At 47.2% G+C, this 19,905-nt stretch carries 16 protein-coding genes and 3 pseudogenes; 8 read left to right on the forward strand and 11 right to left on the reverse strand.

Annotated elements, in window-relative coordinates; genetic code table 11:
• Positions 1-93: 93 nt before the first annotated feature.
• The 4 genes and pseudogenes from MiSe_RS39400 to MiSe_RS39415 all read right to left on the reverse strand — a co-directional run.
• Positions 94-456: pseudogene (locus MiSe_RS39400) on the reverse strand (RNA-guided endonuclease InsQ/TnpB family protein); the annotation flags it as partial.
• 122 nt (positions 457-578) lie between these two features.
• Positions 579-2,421: pseudogene (gene ltrA / locus MiSe_RS39405) on the reverse strand (group II intron reverse transcriptase/maturase); the annotation flags it as partial.
• Between the two features lie 770 nt (positions 2,422-3,191).
• A pseudogene (locus tag MiSe_RS39410) lies at positions 3,192-3,986 on the reverse strand (RNA-guided endonuclease InsQ/TnpB family protein); the annotation flags it as partial.
• Between the two features lie 86 nt (positions 3,987-4,072).
• Positions 4,073-5,455: a DUF2157 domain-containing protein gene (locus MiSe_RS39415; protein ID WP_226590990.1), complete on the reverse strand. Its 1,383-nt coding sequence runs from the start codon at positions 5,453-5,455 to the stop codon at positions 4,073-4,075.
• Positions 5,456-5,532: 77 nt separating this feature from the next.
• Here MiSe_RS39415 and MiSe_RS39420 point away from each other — a divergent pair, with 77 nt between their 5' ends.
• Entirely contained in the window at positions 5,533-6,480 is a 948-nt protein-coding gene (locus MiSe_RS39420; RefSeq protein WP_226590991.1) for an RsmB/NOP family class I SAM-dependent RNA methyltransferase, read from the forward strand.
• A gap of 147 nt (positions 6,481-6,627) precedes the next feature.
• Here the strand turns inward: MiSe_RS39420 and MiSe_RS39425 are convergent, their stop codons facing one another.
• The gene (locus MiSe_RS39425; RefSeq protein WP_226590993.1) at positions 6,628-6,819 is read right to left on the reverse strand and encodes a DUF2949 domain-containing protein; all 192 of its coding nucleotides are present in this window, start codon (positions 6,817-6,819) and stop codon (positions 6,628-6,630) included.
• Positions 6,820-7,110: 291 nt separating this feature from the next.
• On the opposite strand from MiSe_RS39425, the gene MiSe_RS39430 reads away from it, so the two are divergent.
• Positions 7,111-7,338 (forward strand): hypothetical protein, encoded by a 228-nt coding sequence (locus tag MiSe_RS39430; protein ID WP_226590995.1) that lies wholly within the window; start codon positions 7,111-7,113, stop codon positions 7,336-7,338.
• A gap of 162 nt (positions 7,339-7,500) precedes the next feature.
• Here MiSe_RS39430 and MiSe_RS39435 read toward each other — a convergent pair whose 3' ends face one another.
• The 5 genes from MiSe_RS39435 to petM all read right to left on the reverse strand — a co-directional run bounded on the left by MiSe_RS39435 (position 7,501) and on the right by petM (position 11,823).
• Positions 7,501-8,040 carry a DUF192 domain-containing protein gene (locus tag MiSe_RS39435; protein ID WP_226590997.1) on the reverse strand — a complete coding sequence of 180 codons (540 nt, stop codon included), beginning with the start codon at positions 8,038-8,040 and terminating at the stop codon, positions 7,501-7,503.
• Positions 8,041-8,068: 28 nt separating this feature from the next.
• Entirely contained in the window at positions 8,069-8,755 is a 687-nt protein-coding gene (nblR, locus tag MiSe_RS39440) for a response regulator transcription factor NblR (protein ID WP_444980613.1), read from the reverse strand.
• A gap of 116 nt (positions 8,756-8,871) precedes the next feature.
• Positions 8,872-9,789: an NAD(+) kinase gene (locus MiSe_RS39445; RefSeq protein WP_226590999.1), complete on the reverse strand. Its 918-nt coding sequence runs from the start codon at positions 9,787-9,789 to the stop codon at positions 8,872-8,874.
• 111 nt (positions 9,790-9,900) lie between these two features.
• The gene (locus MiSe_RS39450) at positions 9,901-10,875 is read right to left on the reverse strand and encodes an NmrA family NAD(P)-binding protein (RefSeq protein WP_226591002.1); all 975 of its coding nucleotides are present in this window, start codon (positions 10,873-10,875) and stop codon (positions 9,901-9,903) included.
• A gap of 843 nt (positions 10,876-11,718) precedes the next feature.
• Entirely contained in the window at positions 11,719-11,823 is a 105-nt protein-coding gene (gene petM / locus MiSe_RS39455) for a cytochrome b6-f complex subunit PetM (RefSeq protein ID WP_226591005.1), read from the reverse strand.
• A 302-nt stretch (positions 11,824-12,125) separates the two neighbouring features.
• Between petM and pdxA the strand changes: the two genes are divergently transcribed.
• The 6 genes from pdxA (at position 12,126) to MiSe_RS39485 (ending at position 19,647) form a co-directional block, all read left to right on the forward strand.
• Entirely contained in the window at positions 12,126-13,232 is a 1,107-nt protein-coding gene (gene pdxA, locus MiSe_RS39460) for a 4-hydroxythreonine-4-phosphate dehydrogenase PdxA (RefSeq protein ID WP_226591008.1), read from the forward strand.
• A 1,301-nt stretch (positions 13,233-14,533) separates the two neighbouring features.
• Positions 14,534-15,868: an adenylosuccinate synthase gene (locus MiSe_RS39465; protein ID WP_226591011.1), complete on the forward strand. Its 1,335-nt coding sequence runs from the start codon at positions 14,534-14,536 to the stop codon at positions 15,866-15,868.
• A 35-nt stretch (positions 15,869-15,903) separates the two neighbouring features.
• Entirely contained in the window at positions 15,904-16,497 is a 594-nt protein-coding gene (locus tag MiSe_RS39470) for a 50S ribosomal protein L25/general stress protein Ctc (protein WP_226591014.1), read from the forward strand.
• A gap of 294 nt (positions 16,498-16,791) precedes the next feature.
• Positions 16,792-18,339, forward strand: a complete 1,548-nt coding sequence (locus MiSe_RS39475) for a bifunctional aminoglycoside phosphotransferase/ATP-binding protein (RefSeq protein WP_226591017.1) — start codon at positions 16,792-16,794, stop codon at positions 18,337-18,339.
• Between the two features lie 66 nt (positions 18,340-18,405).
• Positions 18,406-18,786 (forward strand): hypothetical protein, encoded by a 381-nt coding sequence (locus MiSe_RS39480; RefSeq protein WP_226591019.1) that lies wholly within the window; start codon positions 18,406-18,408, stop codon positions 18,784-18,786.
• Positions 18,787-18,855: 69 nt separating this feature from the next.
• Positions 18,856-19,647 (forward strand): YdcF family protein, encoded by a 792-nt coding sequence (locus MiSe_RS39485; RefSeq protein WP_226591021.1) that lies wholly within the window; start codon positions 18,856-18,858, stop codon positions 19,645-19,647.
• Here MiSe_RS39485 and MiSe_RS39490 read toward each other — a convergent pair.
• Positions 19,623-19,905: hypothetical protein (locus MiSe_RS39490; protein WP_226591024.1), on the reverse strand; the 283-nt coding region annotated here is incomplete at its 5' end. The genes MiSe_RS39485 and MiSe_RS39490 overlap by 25 nt on opposite strands.

Consider the following 19,905-nt stretch of genomic DNA (forward strand, 5'->3'; position numbering starts at 1 on the left):
GGTATCATTACTTACTTCCAATGTAGGCGGGGTACTTGACCCTTTTACATGGCGACAGGGAGGTAGAATTCCCTGGAGAGTCTTTCCTCTCGGTCAGATGCGCCGTCTTTTCACGTCGCACCCAGAGGCGTTAGTTCCGACGTGACCCGCCGTACGTAGTGCCTTTTCTAATATGTTTCGTGCAGCATTATGATCTCTGTCCTGAACATGTCCGCAGTGGGGACAAGTATGCGTTCTGGTGCTAAGAGTTTTCTTGACAACCTTGCCGCAATTGGAGCAGTTTTGGGATGTGTAGTGGGGCGGCACAGCAACTGTGACCACGCCAAAAACCTTGCCAAAATACTCAACCCAACTACGAAACTGAGTCCACGCTGCATCAGAGATGGATTTAGCCAGATGTCGATTTCTGACCATATTCCGCACCTGCAAGTCTTCATACGCCACGAGGTCGGGTGAGGTCGAGAGAGGTTATTACTAGCCTCTCCCTCCCCTCCGAAACCGTGCGTGCGACTTTCACCGCACACGGCTTCAATGTGTTTTCCCTTGTCATTGTGGGACTTCTTGACCGTTTGACTTTTGATAACCGGAATATCGTTTATCCACTCCCATTCTACTTTTTCCCATTGTTGGGCTAATTTATTGAAATTTTTGGAGTGTTCTTTCTGCCGAATTTTTATTAGGTCAATAGCAGTCTTTTCGTCGTGGCAGTGTCGATGCAACAGTTGTATATTTTTATACTCATCCCTACCGCCAAGGGCTTTAGGGATTTTGTGGTCTACTTCCATCACATCCCATTCTTGGAAGCTTAATCCGCACTCCTGACATTTTCCCTTTTGTTGTTTGAGCAACGCGCGCCTTTCGACTAGGCATTTGAGGGCTTGTCCCTAATCTTGAACTCCAGTAAACTAGGTCTCCTTCGAATGGACTTTTATCGCCTTTAACTTTCACATAGTCAGTGCTACTGCAACTAAACTCACTATGTTTGAGTAACCTCAGGGGGTTCGCATCTCCCTTCTTGGTTGCGAATACCCAGTTATCACCGTCTATGGATATCCAGTATCTTTGATGCCCGGTGTTAATGTTTCCACAGCGGCGGAATGCCCATCTCCGAAGTTTCAGGTATGTGAGGTGATCTTGCTTTGATAATTCTCCTACGTTTTTTGCGTCGGAGTTTGAGTAATAAGAAGTCCATCCCCTTATAACAGGGTTTAGGTCTTTAATCAGAACCGCTTGGGGTGATGACCTGTGTTTTTTGATGATTCTTCCGATTTCCTCTTGATGTGCCTTGTTGGACTTCGGTGATGGGGTGATGAGGGTTTTAAAACCTAATATTTTACCTTGTGAATTTTTGGCACTTTGGTATTTTCCAACGGGGTATTGTTGGATGTGATGACCTAGAAAGTCAAATCCAGCAATTCCATCCTCACTCAATTCAGGGTGAAGTGTGTGAGTTAGTCGGGTCTTTTCAGGTTTTAATTCCAGTCCTATGTCACTTAACCAATCCGAGATTATTTCCCGGCATCTTTGGACAACGGCTTTATCTTGATGTAGTACCACAAAGTCATCTGCATATCTGACAAAGGTAAGGGATTTTCTCCTGTCCCGTTTTGCCATTATTACCCCATTAGGATTTCTGAGGCTTAAGGTTTCTGCAAATTCTTTTAGGTGGTTTTCTAGGCCGTGTCGGGCTATATTTGCTAGTAATGGGGATAGCACCCCACCCTGTGGTGTTCCAAGAGATGTAGCAGTAAATGCTCCTTTGTCTATTCCCCCAGACTTTAACCAGGCTTTGATTTGTTGCCTGATTTTGCCTTTGATATTTAACTTTTGGAGCAATGTTTCATGGTTGATGCAATCAAAACATTTGGCAATGTCGGCATCTAATACAAACTTGGGTTTGTCTTTAATGCTGTTTTTTATTTGCCATATTGCATCGTGACATGACCTTCCTGGTCGAAACCCGAATGAGTTTGGCTCGAATGTAGCCTCCCATTCTGGTTCTAATGCAGCTTTAATTACTGCTTGCAGATCGCGGTCATACATTGTGGGTATTCCTAGTGGGCGTTTTTCATTTCTTCCTGGTTTGGGTATCGAGACCCTTCTTGTGGGTTTGGATTTGCCAGTTAGTTTCAATTGCCCTGCGAGTTCGAGACGTGCTTTTGGGGATAGAGATTTAATTCCATCCACTCCCGCCGTCTTCTTACCCTGATTTTCAACTGTTACCCGTCGTACCGCTAATACTCTATTAGACCAAGACCTCATCAGTGTTTTTTGCAGTTGACGGACTTGCTTGACATCTCCACGACGTGAAGCAGCGTAGATGCGTTTTTGCAACTTAAAGACGTACCTTTCGACTTGTCGCCAATCGATATTCTTATATCCCTCTGTATTCGTTTGTGAATCAGATTTAGGCTTGTTCATTGCTACTTTCACCTCTAGCTTATTCACATTGCGGCTCACGTCAGCTTATCCCGGCAATTACGCCTTCTCTTTTCAAGCAATACCCGTTGATTCGGGTTGGGCATTGGCTTTTTGAACCATCCCACCATCTCGTAGCTTTTAGCTTGACTGCCTACCTGATTAATCGACCTCAATCAGGAGCTTACTTGATGGTTACTTCGTTCCTACTATCCATTTGTTGATTCCTTTAGGGCGTGTTTCTCCACCGGGGTTGTAGGTGGTGCGCTATCTCGTTTCTAAGATGCTGATAGACCTTACCCTTGTCGGCTATTTCCGACCCAGGAGTTAGATTGATTCTATTAGCTTATATCCCCTGGCTTTGCATATCGATGGCTCATCAACACTTCGTTTGTTCTACCCATAGAATCTTGCTTGCAGTAGGTGCTTTCAGCTATTACCACCTGTTCCTGCTTTCACCCCCGCTTTACAGAGTTGATAGTCAGTCTCTTCTTTTGGGGCTACCAATGTGTTTGGTAGTTTGTGTGCTTTCATCCCCGCACCAGGGTGGTAGGTCTTGGTGTATTTCGGATTGGGTTATGATGTCGGTGTAACCTTTCATCTTTTTCCTTTCTCCCCTAGCTGTCTCCACTTTTGCTCGGCTAGGTTTCCTCACCTACATGGATAGTAAGTTGTCATCAGTAGAGGATTAAAGTGCTCACTCTACCCTGGTGGGTTACTCTACTGAAGCCAGTCATCTCTCCCATAGGATTTCGACTGAACGAATCGCACTTAGACATCACTACGCACCTTGCCGTTTTGATGGCAAAGTCTTTACGTTGGCGACTTACCTTGAGGTGTTTTCGAGCTAATTTGTTTCTAAATTTGGCTCTATTCTTAGACCCCTTTTTGGTCTTAGACATACGGCGTGAAAGCCGTTTCAGCGATTTGGAGCTTTTACGAAGATGACGCGGATTGGCTACTGTATTCCCGTCACTATCGGTGTAGAAATGGTTTAATCCAAAGTCAATGCCGACATTGTGAGCAGTTGGCTCTCGTTTCTCTAGTCGCTCAAGGTCAAGGCAAAATTGAGCATAATACCCATCTGCCCGCCGTACAACACGAACACGCTTAAACTGCTTCAACTGGTAGAAGTGCAAATCGCGAGTTCCCCACATTTTAAAGGTTCCCGCCTCAAAACCATCAGAGAAAGTGATATACTTCCTATCCTCTGAAAGTTTCCAGCCACTGGTTTTGTACTCAACAGAACCTTGTGTTTGTTCCTTCTTAAAACTTGGGTATCCTTTCTTGCCCGGCTTGTTTTTCTTGCAATTGTCGTAGAAACGAGCAATAGCAGACCACGCTCTTTCTGCACTAGCTTGACGAGCCATAGAATTAAGATTCTTGGCAAACTCAAACTGTTGAGCCAATACAGCGCAATATGCAGAAAGCTCGTAGCGTCCAATGTCAAAGTTATCCATCCAGTATCGAAGGCAACTGTCACGAACAAAGCGAGCAGTACGGATAGCCTCATCCAGCTTCCCGTATTGCTCGCGTGTTCCTTCTAGTTTTGCTTCCAATACCAGTATCTTTACGTCAAACTCACTGACGTAATTATAGCACAAATGTTTGATGGAAGGGGAATAAATTCCCACGGCAAGCTACATCCCCATGTCTAAAGCCAGGGACTTTGCAGCGAAGAATTTCGGTAACGTTCAAACCAAAGTCCAGCCGCAATCACCCCAACGCCGCACAAAAATAAGATAAACGCTTTAAACAACAAATCCGTATCGTATTCCAGCATTCTGCTAAAAATTTGCAGCGTTAGCAATATCATCCCACCCCAAAAACCGCGCCTTTGTCCTAAGCTTAGTCCCTCGCGCAGTAAACCAGCTGATAGGACAAACAAAGCTATATTAAAAATCCAGACAGCAGTATCTTGAATCGGGGCAATGCTAATATGCCACCAAGGAACGATCGCCGCGATCGCAATCAACCCACCCACAACAGCCGTAGTTAAATCTATCCGCCATACCAAGCGTAACCATTCCCACAGCGTTAAACAAGCCAAAATTGCCGCATCCAGCAGCAGCACCCAATCAACTTGGGGAACGTTTCCCCCTGGCGCTTGGATGGGTGAAGGCCACAATCCCCGGAAAGAAAACAGGTAAAATAATATACCCAAACATAGCAAAGCTAAATTCCGAGCAATCGGTTGAAACCGCAGTCTTTGCCAACGGGTAACGTTAAAGGGACGCCACAACCTGTCATCGTAAGCCCATAATAAAGCCGGTGGCAGGGCAAAAGCGATCGCTGTTACTAAAGCTTGTATTGATGGTGTTCCAATTTGCACCCGCGTCAGATTAGCTACTAAAGATGAAATGATAGCGAGCGCTCCCATTCCAAACAGCCATCGAGATCGACACCAATACGCCAACGGTACAAACATCAAACCCGCTAATATGGGCATGTGTTGCAGCATCAGTCGCATCCAGGAAAATCCCATCCCAGGAAACCAATCAAAAAATCCCCACCAATACCCTATCCCCATCAACAACACCGACAGCATCCCCAGCACTGTCAGGCGCAAGCTATACGCCATTGCTAGGACACCTAAACCCCAAACTAAAAACAGCCTAGCAGGCGACCCGCTTTGGTGGAACATCTGCGCCATCAGCGCCATATTCGCCCCTAAAATCAACGCCCCGAGCAGCAGCAACCCATGACCGATACGGTGTTGCCATTCGTCAGCAGGACGCCGCCAGAGATAAAATCCGATGGCATTCACCCCAATAAACAAACTCAGCAGCAAGGTAACCCTCAATTCCCGCGACCATACCTGCCAGTTTGCCGCCACCAGAGTAATTACTGCTAACCCTAGAAGCAGACTCCCCAACCCGATTAAGATGACAATAAAGCGGTTGCGGGTGGATCTGTCCAGGGTATTAAATTGATAGCGTTCTGATAATTGCTCGTATAGCCACGCATCAATTAAACCCTCAGCTTTCCATTGCTCGGCTTCTTGGCGTAACTGATGACGAAACTTATCTGATACCATCAAAACCTCCCAGTCTGGGATAAAACTGGATTGAAAAACTTTGTTTTTTGCCGCTAATACATGCAATTAATACAAATATGGAAAAACCCTCTAATTTACTACTTAAGCTCAGTCAGCGTCTGTTTGACAACTCAGGGGAGCGAGAAAGATTTGTGGAAGCATTAATTCATCCTCAGACTTTTCATCCCTGCATTCTTTGGTGTAAAGAAAAACCAGATATTTTACCGTTCCCTGTAGAATCGCCAACTTCCTGGCAACCCACGTTTGTTGACCGCTTATCTTTAGATACTAAACCCGGTCAGCATCCTTTGCACGAGGCCGGTTATTTTTATTGCCTCGACTTTTCTTCTGTTTTTGCAGCTTCTACTTTGTTAACTATATCTTCACCTTTGCCTTTAATTTTAGATATCTGTGCTGCCCCTGGCGGTAAGAGTATCTTTGCTTGGAGAAGCTTGCACCCAGATTTACTCATTGCTAACGAAGTCATTGGCAAACGCCTCGGAATGCTAATTTCTAATTTAAAACGCTGTCAGATTCATCCCTCTTTTGTAGCTAACCGAGATGCAAGCATTCTAGCGAAAACCTTTGCTAAAACTAGCCAGTTGGTTATCGTAGATGCTCCTTGTACGGGTCAATCTTTGCTAGCTAAAGGCGGCAAAGCCCCTGGATGTTTTCACCCATCTGCGATTAATCAATGTTCAAATAGACAAAAACGTATTATAGCAAATTCTGCTCAGGTTGTCGCACCGCAAGGATATTTAGCTTATATGACTTGTACTTATTCACCCGCAGAAAATGAAGCGGTTTGCGAGTGGTTTTTGCAAAAATTTCCCCAGTTTCAGCCGGTAGAAGTTCCCCATTTATCGGCTTATCAATCCCATCTGGCTAAAATTCCTTGCTACCGCATGTGGCCTCAAGAAAAACTAGGTGCTGGATCCTTCACAGTTTTGTTTCAAAATACAGAAGAAGCCACGGAAAAAATTGCAGATTTTAGATTGGAGATTGCCGATTTTATTGCTATATAAAATCAAGCGGGTTGTTTATTAAACCCGCTTGCTTGAGTGAAGTATGGAAAATAGCCCAATCTTAGGGGAATGCGCCTATACTTGCCCATTACCCCCAAACATAATCGAGCTGAGATAACGATCGGATATCGGGTGATAAACTCCATCCTAAGCTGATTCCAGCCAGTCATAGATTTTCTCTAATTGTTCCAACGTCACCAAACCGTACTGCCAAAGAATCATTGGTAATGGTCCCGGGTCTTGCTCCCGATGCCGTAAAGCAATTTTAATCGAACCATTGGAAATTGCCAATTCTTCTTGTAAGAAACGAATGAACCGCGTAAACGTTGCAGGTGCCATAGCCTTTCACCTCCTCTTTTAGACACCAATATGCGAGATCCACCTCGCAAATTTGAACATCAAGTAGACACTTTTTAGGTTGTCTTTGCGCTGCATAAGCACCTCTCTTACCACCAGTAACAAGCGTAAAAAAAAATAGCACCGGGTGAACTCCACCAAGCCTTTCTTGCCGTAGATTGCTTGAGCAAATCAAAATGCTTGAAATGCTTGAGAATTAGACCAGCTACCTGAGTAACACCTAAAGGCAGGAATTCTTTAACCGCACCGCTGGGTAAAAACGAATCAGTTTGATTGTTTCTGTTCTACCTCGCTACTGGTATCAGTCTCACCTACAGCAGGGAATATATTTTGATACTTTTTGTTCCCTATGAATCCCCTAAAGGTCGTGGGATTTTGGCAACTAAACTGGCTTTACCCTACGGCAAGACTATGCCTTTGGGTTATCCCTGCTATAACGTTTGCTTATCTCACTCTTCTCACACCGACACCACAATGTACAAAGACGCTTTTCGGAATTAGCACCGACTCTTAGGGTCGGAGGTTTCCCTTGGTTTTACTAGCGCCAACACCAACCGTTGTCCCAACAACTGGTGCTTGGACAGCTTAGCAAAGCATTTCCGTTTTGTACTAAGCTCGTAAATAATCTTAACACTGTTCGATAAATATTAAATTTATTTAAAATTATGGTGGCGATGAGTTGGGTAAAAACTGGACAGCGATCCGATCGCCCACCCTTAACCCCAACTGAGACGCCCTACCGCCCCGCAGTTCGATCACTTGGTCGATGGCTGTATTGGGGCCATAGCTAGGACAGGGGTTAGCATTACAGGGAGGAACGTTCGCTGCGATCGCCAGGACAACCCCCTGCCGTAGAAAAATCATATCGAGGGGGATTTTAACGTTCTTCATCCAAAAACTGACCGGGTGGGGTGGGTTAAACTCAAACAACATGCCACGGTCATCGGGTAAGGAAGTGCGGTACATCAACCCCAACGCCTGTTGTTCTGGAGTCCGAGTCACTTCTAAATTAATTTTCTTACCTGCAATCGTCGCCTGTGCTGAAATCGGCAGCATTTGACCTCTAAACTGGGAAGTGGGTGACGGCGTTGCTTGCCCAAGCGCGTGAGTATTGCCGATACCAGAGGTAGTTGACACCGTTGGCGAACAACCTGCAAACCAGATGCCTAACATTATTCCCAGACTAATTATGTAACGCTGCATAATGGCGATCGCTCCCAATATCCCCGATCTAAGCTTCCCGGAGAACGTACCCCACACCCCGCACGGTCTGAATTAAGCGCTTTTCGCCTTCATCTTCAATTTTGAGGCGTAAATAGCGAATATACACTTCAATCACATTCGACTCGCCCATAAAATCATCGCCCCAGACATTTTCCAGAATTTGTTCCCGGGTGAGGACGTCGCGGGGATTTTCCATCAAAAACTTTAGCAGTTCGTATTCCTTCATCGTCAGGTCGATAGATCGTCCGTTACGGATGGCTTTGCGACCCCCCAGATCTAAAATCAGATCGGCAAATCGTAACTGTTGTGAACTATCAGTATGCGGCTCAAGGTAGAAGCGTACTAACTTGAGAAACGCTTCACTGCGGTATGGCTTGAGGAAGTAATCATCCGCCCCTGCTTCTAAACAAGCTATCCGATCTTCCACACTATCGCGAGCCATCAATAATAATACTGGCGTTTTATGACCAGCACCCCTAAGAGTCTGGCACAATGTCAAACCTGATTCCCCTGCTAACATCCGGTCTACCACAATCAAAGCCGGGTGGCGTTCCTCGACTTGATAAAGCCCCGTAGGCACATCCTGGGCTATCACTGGGTCATAGCCAGATTGTCTCAGATCGAGACTGAGATTTTGAGCCAAAGCTTCGTCTGTTTCAATCACCAAGACACAGGGACTGTGGCTGGACTCGATGGTATTCATAAAATGGTATTCAAAAAAGTCTTCCCACCTGGAAACCCCGTCCCCTTGTGGGTGAGGCGGTTGACACTCCACAACCCATTACCCATTACCGATTAGCAATTACCGATTTATGGTAATTCCACCGAAGTAGGTTTAGCAATATGAGGCAAACCCCAGCCTAATTTTTCCCGCAAAATCCGGAAAAACTCAGGCTGTTGCAGGCGGATAAAGCGGGCAGGGTATTGGGATTTCTCCACCCGCACCCGATTTTCTGGCAACACGTAGCACGCCGCATTGCCATCAACTACCATGACCAATCGATTCGGAGTTGCGGGGAAAATCGTCACGGGTTCGGTATTGGCAAACACCAACGCCCGCGAAGCCAAAGAATGAGGACAAATCGGCACTAGCTGCAACACGGGAATTCCCGGCGTAATCACCGGGCCATTCGCACTCAAAGCATACGCCGTCGAACCCGTCGGCGTCGAGACAATCACCCCATCTGCCGCAATATCCACGGGTGAGTGCCTGCCGATTTTCACTTCAAAATGGCACATGCTGGTGAGGGGTTCCCGGTGAATCACCATTTCATTCAGGCAAAGCGCTTCCCACAGTAGGGTATCTTCCTGGAACAGGCGAATTGATAGCATGGTGCGCTCTTCAATTTCGTATTCCCCTGCCATCACCTTTTCCATTGCTTGCGGCAATTGGTTGACGTAAGTTTCCGTCAGAAAACCCATGTGACCCGTATTAACCGTCAGCAAGGGAACCCCAGAGGGCGCTAGCTGGCGAAACCCTGCCAGTACAGTCCCATCTCCCCCCAAAACCACGGCAAAAGCCATTTCAGAGTCGAAACCGGCAGGCACTAAATGCTCGATGGGTGTATGACAAACGGGGCGTTCGCAATCGGAATAACCCAGAATACCGCCCACCCCTGTTGTCAGGCAAACTTGCCAACCAGCATTGATTAACTGGTCTTTCAACTCTGTGGCGACGCGGCAAGCAGTTGGTTTGATGTCGTTGTAGATAATCCCGGCTTTTGGCACGCGAGCAAGTCCAGTTTTTGCTTAGAAGTATGTTGGTTCGAGCATTTTACCATTCTTGACATCCTCCCTACCGCTCCCGTCGGATGGGGTATGCCGCGAAATTAGATCGGCTTAAAACCACATCTGGGTTTTTTTCTGTGGTTTTTTCTTCCCTTTATTGCGCTCATAATCAATTTCTTTCAGCCTTCTCATAATCCGGCTGAAGTACTCTTGCATGTAAGCTTCTAAGGTAGTTGTTTCTTCTGGGTTTAGCCCGAATACTCGATAAACTTCCTCCATTGGCGCGTTCATCGGTTCCCCTGTTGCGCCAACTTCGGCATAAGCCATGCGGTCGGCTAAATTCCAGCCCCACTGAAAAAACCGCGCCATTTGGCGCACCGTGCGGAGGAAATTCAGGGGTAGGCGCGTCACCTTGGCGTCTTGCCCGGACAACCGTTCGCACAGGCGGATAATTTCATCTTCGCTCCAAGCACGAGTGCCTACAACGGGAAATGCTTGTTTTTGCGTTTCAGGTACTTCCAGGGCGCGAATGGCAAACTTAGCGATGTCCTGCGTATCCATATAGGCAACGGGGGCCGATTGACTGGTGACGTAAACCGCCTGTTTCTCCAATATGGGAATGGCATACTCGCCGATTAAGTTTTGCATAAAGCCGCAGGGTCGCAGAATCGTGTAATTTAAACCGGATTCTGCTAAAAATAGCTCGTTACACCGCTTGATCTCCATCAGCGGTACGTGAGGAAACTTTTCGGCGTTGAGAATCGAAAAAAAGATAAACCGCTCGACTGCCGCTGCTTTGGCGGCTTGTATCAGTGCCACCTTGCCGTTCCAGTCTACTTGTTTGATGCTCGCCTCGGTGGCGCGGGCGGTTGCCGCATCAATCACTGCGGTTACCCCTTCTAATGCTGGTTGCAAGGTTTCCGGTTCGCACAAGTCTCCCGGTACCAGTTGGGCGCCTTTTTCTTTCAAAAAAGCCGCCCGTTTGTAACTCCTTACTAAACAGCGGACTTTGTATCCCTTTTCCAGGGCGTGGAGAGCCACTTGTCTTCCCAAGGTGCCTGTGGCACCGACCACTAATAAAGTCATAAAATCTCACGGGAGTTTTGAAACCCGGTGCTTTTAGGCCGGGGAGGAAAAACGACTCTAGCTTTTAAGCTAGCCCCTTTAAGGGGAGAGTCAGAAGAGGTACAGTTCTTACTCATTCCTGTTATTAGCCGGAAACGCCTGCTAATAACAGCGTGATGTTAGCCAAGACGCAATCTAATTAGATATCTCGCCTTTGCCCCACCGGGTTTATTAAGACGCGCGGCTGGTCAGCACCTCGCTCTAAGCCGGAGTTGCCCCGTGTCTTTAAAGCCGGGTGCTGACTCAGATTAGTAACGAATCTTAAACTTTCTCTAAGATGTTATCAGAATTTTGCGATTTCTTTCAGGGGATTGACAAAATTACTTTGGTGCGCTTAATTAAAGGCTAAGATCGGTTGCCGGGGCGGTGGCAATGATGCAGGAGGGTCAGCACCCCGCTCTGAAGAGACGGCGGCTCACTGCCCAGAAACTTCAGGTAGCTGACGGGCCTCAGTCAAAACTTGACTACGTTATTTAGGTCACGACACCCTGGGATGCTCTCGCTAGTCCCCTGCTCTGTCGCTAGTGGTTAAACAGTTTTACAAGCGGTAAGACGGTGCTGCTAGCCTAACAAGCCTAAATAACATTGGCGTTCGCGCAGCGTGCCGACGCAGGAGGCATAGCTAACTTAACCCGTTTAACGGAGCTTTGGAGGCAACCATACCCCCACCCCTTTTTGGGGAACGGCGGTTAAAACAGCTCGCTTTTGTATTTCATCCCCCACTTAAAAGATGGGTGGCTCTCCATACTCCCGGAGGTTTAAGGTGAGGACAAGAGTCCTCACTAATAACGCCGTTAGAGGGCGCTATTCTTCGCCCCCTTGAATTTTTAGCAACAAAAAGCCCATCCCCATACCCACAATAATCAGGCTGAAGGACAAAACCATCGCATTCAAAAACTCAGCGTTCATTATTTGGACACTCCTAAATTCAGTCAAAACTATCAGCAGATTCAGTCAAAACTAAAAGTTAGTAACTCAAGTTGCTAGTTATAATTTGTGACAGCGGTAATTGGTAATTGGTAATTGGTAATTGGTAATTGGATTAACAGGTTTTTGCCCTCTTGACAATTACCCATTACCCATTAACCATTACCAGTACCGCTCGATGTAACTAGCAACTTACGTTAGTATAAAACAGTTAAGCTAACAATCTACATATAAAAGGTGTTGCTGACGGGCATCGGGTGAAGGAATGGGGGTGGGGCGATAATATGAAGGCACAGAAAGCTTTCTTTACAAATGCTGCCCTTCACCAGGGCGACGGGCGGCGCAGGTTGGCGGTGACCCTGGGCGATCCGGCGGGAATTGGGACGGAGGTGGTGCTGAAAGCGCTCTCTGACCCCGAAGTTAGCCAAAATTGCGATATTACTGTAATCGGCAGTCGGGCGCTGCTGCAAAAGATTTACTCGGACCTGCGTCGCCCAGAGCAGCAGGAATTGTTGGCAGATCCGGCAGGGTTATCAATTCTAGATGTGAATCTGCCTAGAGAAATAGAAGATCGAATTATTACTGGAATTGGCAATGCTGCCAGCGGGGCGGCGAGTTTTGCTTATATGGAAACGGCGATCGCTCGCACCCTAGCAGGCGAATTCGACGCCATCGTCACCGGCCCGATTGCTAAATCCGCCTGGAAGGCTGCTGGATACGATTATCCGGGTCAAACCGAACTATTAGCCCAAAAAGCTGGTGTAGACAGATTTGGCATGTTATTCGTCGCCCGATCGCCCCATACCGGCTGGACTCTCCGTACCTTACTCGCAACCACACATATTCCTTTATGTCAAGTGGCAGATAGGCTGACACCCCAGTTGATCAAGCGGAAACTGGATTTGTTGGTAGAGTGCTTGCAGCAAGATTTTAGGATAGAAAGACCAAGGATAGCTTGCGCGGGTTTAAATCCCCACAGCGGCGAACAGGGACAGCTGGGACGCGAGGAGAAAGATTGGTTAATTCCCTTCTTGGAACAAGAACGCTATAGCAGACCTGAGATTATCCTGGAAGGTCCGATTCCCCCAGATACGATGTGGGTTAAACCCGGTCAAGCCTGGTTTGGCACAGGGGTAGAGGGAGAAAAACACCACTACCAAAATCCCGCAGATGGATATCTGGCACTCTACCACGATCAGGGTTTAATTCCGGTGAAATTAATGGCGTTTGACCGCGCGGTTAATACTACCATCGGTTTGCCATTTGTCCGTACTTCACCCGATCACGGTACGGCATTTGATATTGCGGGTAAGGGAATTGCGGATGCTACCAGTATGAAAGCCGCGTTGGGGTTAGCCGCCGAACTGGTTACCCAGAGGCTAGCCCCATAACAGCATGGAAAAACCTAACCGAAAGCACTGGATTTTTAGTTTTTTGCTGCGCCCAAAAAAACTAGGATAAATCCTGTGATGCTCGACGTTTCAAAAGTGACAGGTAAGCAATTGGAACAACCACAGGCCAAAATGCAGTACCTACCACCAAAGTCATCAGATACGAGAACCTCTGCGGATCAAATGGGCTGGTATATTTCTTGAAGTACCCGAACCAGGTTGCGAACAAATTGCCCGCGATTATCAAGTAAAAACCGATAGAACACACGAAAAATATTTGCATCATAGCCTGAGAGTCGTAATTTTTTTGGGAACTGTGCGTTTGCAGATTTTTTTGTTGTCCAAGCACCTGAAAAACCTTAAATCACAAGGCTTTTCATCGTTTTTATTGCCCTAAAATAGAGCCAAAAATTAACCAGAACTCCAGCTGATTTTAGGCAGATACCAAAGTCTTTACAACCCGGATATCTGTTTTAAATTTTTGAGAGTCTGGCTTGTAGCTGGTAATACTTTTCCCTGGATAAGCGCAGTCAAAAAACTGATTTGACTGTTATGTAAACCCGTAAGTTTAAATAGGGTTTAGACTGCCGGTTAGCAGTTATCACTAATGTTTAAAATGCACCATCTCAAGTGTTAATAGAATCTGAGATTAGCTCGTCTTCCATCTAATTTGCTAAGAGCGAGCGCCAACCTCTTTTCTGATTAAACTATGCTCATAGAATATCATTTTTTTTTAATTAAAGTCAAGTTAGGGATAGGTATTTTACCGATTTTCAGCAATAGTACAGAGTCAAAAAAGTTGCTTTAAAAAACACTTACGCGGTTTCGCTCCGTAATTTCGCGGAGAATTTCACAAATTTTCACAAAGCCGCAGGTAAATTGGGGGATGATACCAGCAGGACCTACACAAAGAAACCCGGTTTCTGAGTCGTTCGCTCAGGTAGGGTATGCATATCTCTGGTTGCCAAACCAACGATTTTTCCTAGAAACTGGGTTTCTTTGTCTAAATCCTGAAAGGTGATAGGTTCGTCTGGGGTAAGACCTGTCTAACTCAGGTGCCCTGAGAAACGCTAAAAATTGCAGAATTTGAGGATAGGGCGACGCCGATACCGGCGCGGGAGCATTGTTTTCCATACCCGCTGGGGACATGGAATGGGGTGAAATGCGATATGCCGACCGCACGCACTCGCGTTCGCTGGTTGATAAAACCCCAGCCGCCTCGCATACAAGGGTTGACAACTACAGTGCTAAATGGTGATAATGAGAGTTTGTGAAAACTGTAGCGATATTAAGATAAACCCTTGGCAAACGTAATTGTGATCGGTGCCCAGTGGGGCGATGAAGGAAAAGGAAAAATCACCGACTTACTCAGCAAATCAGCAGATGTAGTTGTACGTTACCAAGGGGGTGTCAACGCCGGACACACCGTTGTGGTGCAAGGCCAGACGTTTAAACTACACTTGATTCCCTCTGGCATATTGTATCCGGACACCGAGTGCATCATCGGTTGCGGCACGGTGATCGACCCGAAAGTCCTAATCGAAGAACTCGACCAGCTAAAAGCGCTCAACATCTCGACGCGCAATTTGCTAATCTCGGAAACAGCCCACGTGACGATGCCCTACCATCGCCTAATCGATCGGGCATCAGAAGAACGACGGGGAGACCATAAAATTGGTACAACGGGACGGGGTATTGGCCCCACCTATGCGGATAAATCAGAAAGAACGGGGATCCGCGTTTTAGACTTAATGAACCCAAAAGGGCTGCGTAAACAGCTTAATTGGGCAATTAACTACAAAAACGTGATTCTGGAAAAACTTTATAACTTGCCGCCTTTAGATCCAGAAGCGGTGATTGAGGAGTATTTAGGATATGCCGAACGCTTGCGTCCTCATGTGGTGGATAGCTCGTTGAGAATTTACGACGCGATCTTGCACAAGCGCAATATCTTATTTGAAGGAGCGCAAGGCACGCTGCTGGACTTGGATCACGGCACTTATCCCTACGTCACCTCATCCAATCCCGTCGCAGGTGGGGCTTGCGTGGGAACGGGTGTAGGACCGACAATGATAGACCGCGTCATCGGCGTCGCCAAAGCTTACACGACGCGGGTGGGAGAAGGGCCATTTCCCACGGAACTGCACGGTACACTAGGAGAGTTGCTGTGCGATCGCGGTGCGGAATTTGGCACGACGACGGGACGCAAGCGCCGCTGTGGCTGGTTTGACGCCGTCATCGGTCGCTATGCCGTCCGCATCAACGGGATGGACTGCCTCGCCATCACCAAACTAGACGTTCTGGACGAACTAGAAGAAATTAAAGTCTGCGTTGCCTACGAAATAGACGGTCAACGTTGCGAAAACTTTCCCAGTAGCGCCCGCGTCTTTGCCCGTTGTCAACCTATTTATAAAACACTACCAGGTTGGCAAAAATCTACCGCCTCCTGTCGCAATCTAGAAGACTTACCAAAGCAAGCTTTGGACTATCTTAAATTCCTTGCCGAATTGATGGAAGTCCCGATTGCGATTGTCTCCTTAGGCGCCAGCCGCGACCAAACTATTATCGTGGAAGACCCGATCCACGGCCCCAAACGGGCGCTGTTACACGCAGACGGTACGCCTGTATCCGCCTGAAATTCGATTTCGATCCTACAATCCAAAATCCCAAGATGGAACTCACAGTTGAATCTAAAAAGCGCGAAGTTGGTACCAAACCAAATGCCCTCCGTCGTTCTGGGCTAATTCCTGCGGTGCTATATGGTCACAAAGGTGTCGAGTCAGTGGCGCTGACAGTGGAGGCCAAAGTAGCCGAACGGCTGCTAGAAAAAGCCTCGGTTAACAATACCGTAATTGATCTGAACGTGGCTGACATGGGATGGAGCGGTAAAACCTTACTGCGGGAAGTGCAAATCCATCCCTGGAAAGGTTTTCCCTACCACCTGAGCTTTTTTGCGATCGCCGCTCACGGTCCCATCGACTTAGAAGTGCGGCTGCACTTTGTCGGAGAAGCCACAGGTGTCAAAAATAGCGGCGGTGTGTTAGACACCGTCATCACCCAACTTCAGGTGCGCTGCGCCCCAGACAAAATTGTAGACTCAATTGAAATTAACGTCTCGACTCTGGAAGTTGGTAGTAGCTTGTATGTCCGCGACATTATTCTACCTGAAGGCGTTACAGCTTTAACCGATGGGGAACAAACAGTCGTAACAGTCGTTGCGCCCCGCACCAGCGATGAGGATAAGGCAACAGCGGCAGAATCTTAATGATTTTGTTACCAACAAATGTTGGATCTTGTTGTATAAAAGACCAGGGGATATCCCCTGGCTTTTTGTTTTCAGGACTTACCACGCGGGGTCAAAAACAAAGGTGATGCGTCAATCTCGCCACGGGAAACGCACGATTTTTTTGCGGAGAAACAGGGTTTTTTTGGGAAATTTGTCCCAAAAACAAACGTGATGCGTCAATCTCGCCACGGGAAACCCACGATTTTGCGGAGAAACCTGGTTTTTTGCGTAAGTCCTGGTTTTGTTTGTAAATTTGTCCTACAGATTATTAAAATGACTGATTCTTCTCTTCCCCCCTTAATTCAACAGATGATGCAGCCTGGGTTCTATCCCCATCCGGTAACAGAACCCATTGAGATGATTCAAACTCACGTTTCTTACGTGCTACTGACTGGCGATTATGCTTATAAACTCAAAAAGCCGGTAAATTTTGGTTTTTTGGATTACTCAACCTTGGAATTACGCCAGCATTTCTGTAATGAAGAATTGCGGCTCAATCAGCAGGGGGCTGGTGAAATTTATCTAGAAGTTTTGCCGATTACCCAAAGCGATACCCAATTTCAAATAGGCGGAACTGGCGAACCAGTAGAATATGCGTTAAAAATGAGCCAATTTCCCCAAGATACCCTATTCCTCAGTTTATTTGAACGCGGAAAGCTGACAGAAACCCTGATGGAAGAACTGGGGCGAGTTGTGGCTCAATTCCACGCCAAAGCTGCAACAAATGACTACATTAAAACCTTTGGGGAACCAAGTCAAGTTCGCAAGGCTTTTGATGAAAATTACGAGCAAACTGAAAAATATATAGGTGGCGCTCAAACTCAATCCCAGTTCGAGGAAACTAAACAATATTCGGACCGATTCTTCGGGGAGTACCTAGAACTATTGAACAGTAGAATTAAAAATAACTGGATTCGAGAATGCCACGGAGATTTGCATTTAAGAAATATTTGTCTGTTACAGGACAAGATTTTGCTGTTTGACTGCATTGAATTCAACGAACCATTCCGCTTTGTCGATGTGATGTACGATGTAGCCTTTACCGTAATGGATTTGGAGGCAAGGGGGCGTCAAGATTTAGGTAATGCTTTTTTGAATACTTACATCGAACAGACTGGCGACTGGGAAGGGTTGCAAGTATTACCTTTGTACCTAAACCGTCAATCCTACGTGCGAGCGAAAGTAACTTCGTTTTTGTTGGACGATCCGGGAGTCCCGGCGGCTGAAAAAGAAAAGGCAAAAGAAACAGCCGCTCACTATTACAAAATGGCGTGGCAATACACAAAACCGCGCCAAGGAAAGTTAATTTTAATGTCGGGTTTATCCGGTTCTGGAAAAAGTACGATCGCCAAAAAGTTAGCGCGGCGCATAGGTGCAATTCACATTCGTTCGGATGCGGTGCGGAAGCATTTGGGAGGCGTACCTTTGTACGAACGGGGACCAGAAGATTTGTACGCGCCAGAAATGACCGAGAAAACTTACGGACGCTTGTTGGAATTGGGAATTAAACTAGCAGCGACGGGCTACCCGGTAATATTAGATGCTAAGTATGACCGAGAGGCGTTGAGACAGGATGCGAAGTCTCAATCCCAATCCCACCAGCTACCCCTACAAATCCTCTACTGTACCGCCCCAGAGTCAGTATTGCGCGCTCGCCTCAATACCCGCAGCGGCGACATCACCGACGCCACCGCCGACCTACTCGCCTCCCAAATTGCCGCCGCCGAACCCTTCACAGAAGCAGAACTTGCTTATGTTACAACCCTAGACACCACCCAAGACCCACAAACTCTAGTGGCACAGATCCTCAGCATGGAATGATACAATTTTTAGATTTCAGATTGCAGATTTCAGATAGTCTGCAATAGGTAGTACCAAAGAAGAAAAATGCTATCCAAATCAGCGGCTGTTATAGCTGGAGTAATTTCGGGTTTATTTTTGTTCCTGGCTTTTTGGCTGCTGGGTCTGCCATTCCCCCTGTCCCTGTGTTATGGCATATTGGGCGGAGTCGCCAACAGCTGGATTATTGCTGGTTGGACGAGTCAAGATGAATCCAAACCAGCCAAGGAACCCCTAGAACCTGCCGAACCTGCTCAAAAAGACGGTAAGCCTTTGAGTCCCAGGGAACTGTTCAAACTATGGCAGAGGGAGCGTTACGAACGCCGTCCCAGCGCATTTTTTTGGAAGAATGCCCGTTCAAATAGGCTGTTGAGGCGACTGGAAAGAGAAGCTGCTGAAAGGAAGAAAAAAGAGCAGGCGGGTAGCTGATTCCTGAGAGTGAGGTAGGCTGCTTGTCAGACTGGCTTTTCTAGCCATTAGCCATTAGCAATTAGCTATATGTTTTTATTTTTGTCCAAGCTGCTGCCTATATTCTTTTACCCGTTGGGGCTAGCCTGTCTGTTGATGGTTGTGGCGTTGATCGCCTTCTGGAAACGACCCAGGATAGCAGTAGGCGCGATCGTCACCGCACTGTTCGTGTTACTGATAGCCAGTAATGCCGCTGTGTCTCGCTATTTAGTGCGAAGTCTAGAATGGCAGCACCTCCCCAGCGGGGAATTGCCCCAAGTTGCGGCTATCGTCGTTTTGGGCGGCGGGATTAAGGCCAAACTGCCGCCGCGTCCTTGGGTAGATGTATCAGATAGAGGCGATCGCATCCTCCACGGTGCCCAGTTATACCGGCAGGGCAAAGCCCCTTGGCTCGTTCTCAGTGGTGGGCGAATTGATTGGAAAGACAATAACGAGTCCGAGTCTAAAGATATGGCGGCAATTGCCTTAGCAATGGGGGTTCCGCAATCGGCGATTTTGGAAGATGCAACTTCGCTCAATACCTACCAAAATGCAGTCAACGTGGGAAAAATCCTCGATGATAAAAAGATGCAACGGCGCGTATTATTGATAACATCAGCGATGCACATGCCGCGATCGCTGCTAATTTTCCAGCGGCAAGGGATTGATGCGATCGCTGCACCGACGGACTTTTTGGTCACCGAAAAGGATTTTAAGCCACTAGATAGCTGGCAAGCAATTATCTTCAATCTCTTGCCCGATATCGAGAATTTAGACAACACCACCAGCGCCATCAAAGAGTACGTTGGCATAGCAGTTTATCGCCTTAAGGGCTGGCTGTGAGAAATTTTAGATGAGAGTTTTTGCAAAAGTCCGTTTTCCATCAACTTGTGGGCAGGCGGGACGCCCACCCCACAAGAGTTTTTTTGTTTTGTGGGGTGGGCATCTTGCCCGCCCCCACCCCAGAAGAGTAGTTTTGTTTTGTGGGGTGGGCATCTTGCCCGCCCCCACCCCAGAAGAGTAGTTTTGTTTTGTGGGGTGGGCATCTTGCCCGCCCCCACCCCAGAAGAGTAGTTTTGTTTTGTGGGGTGGGCATCTTGC

The organism is Microseira wollei NIES-4236 (genome assembly GCF_020521235.1).
Lineage (GTDB): Bacteria > Cyanobacteriota > Cyanobacteriia > Cyanobacteriales > Aerosakkonemataceae > Microseira > Microseira wollei.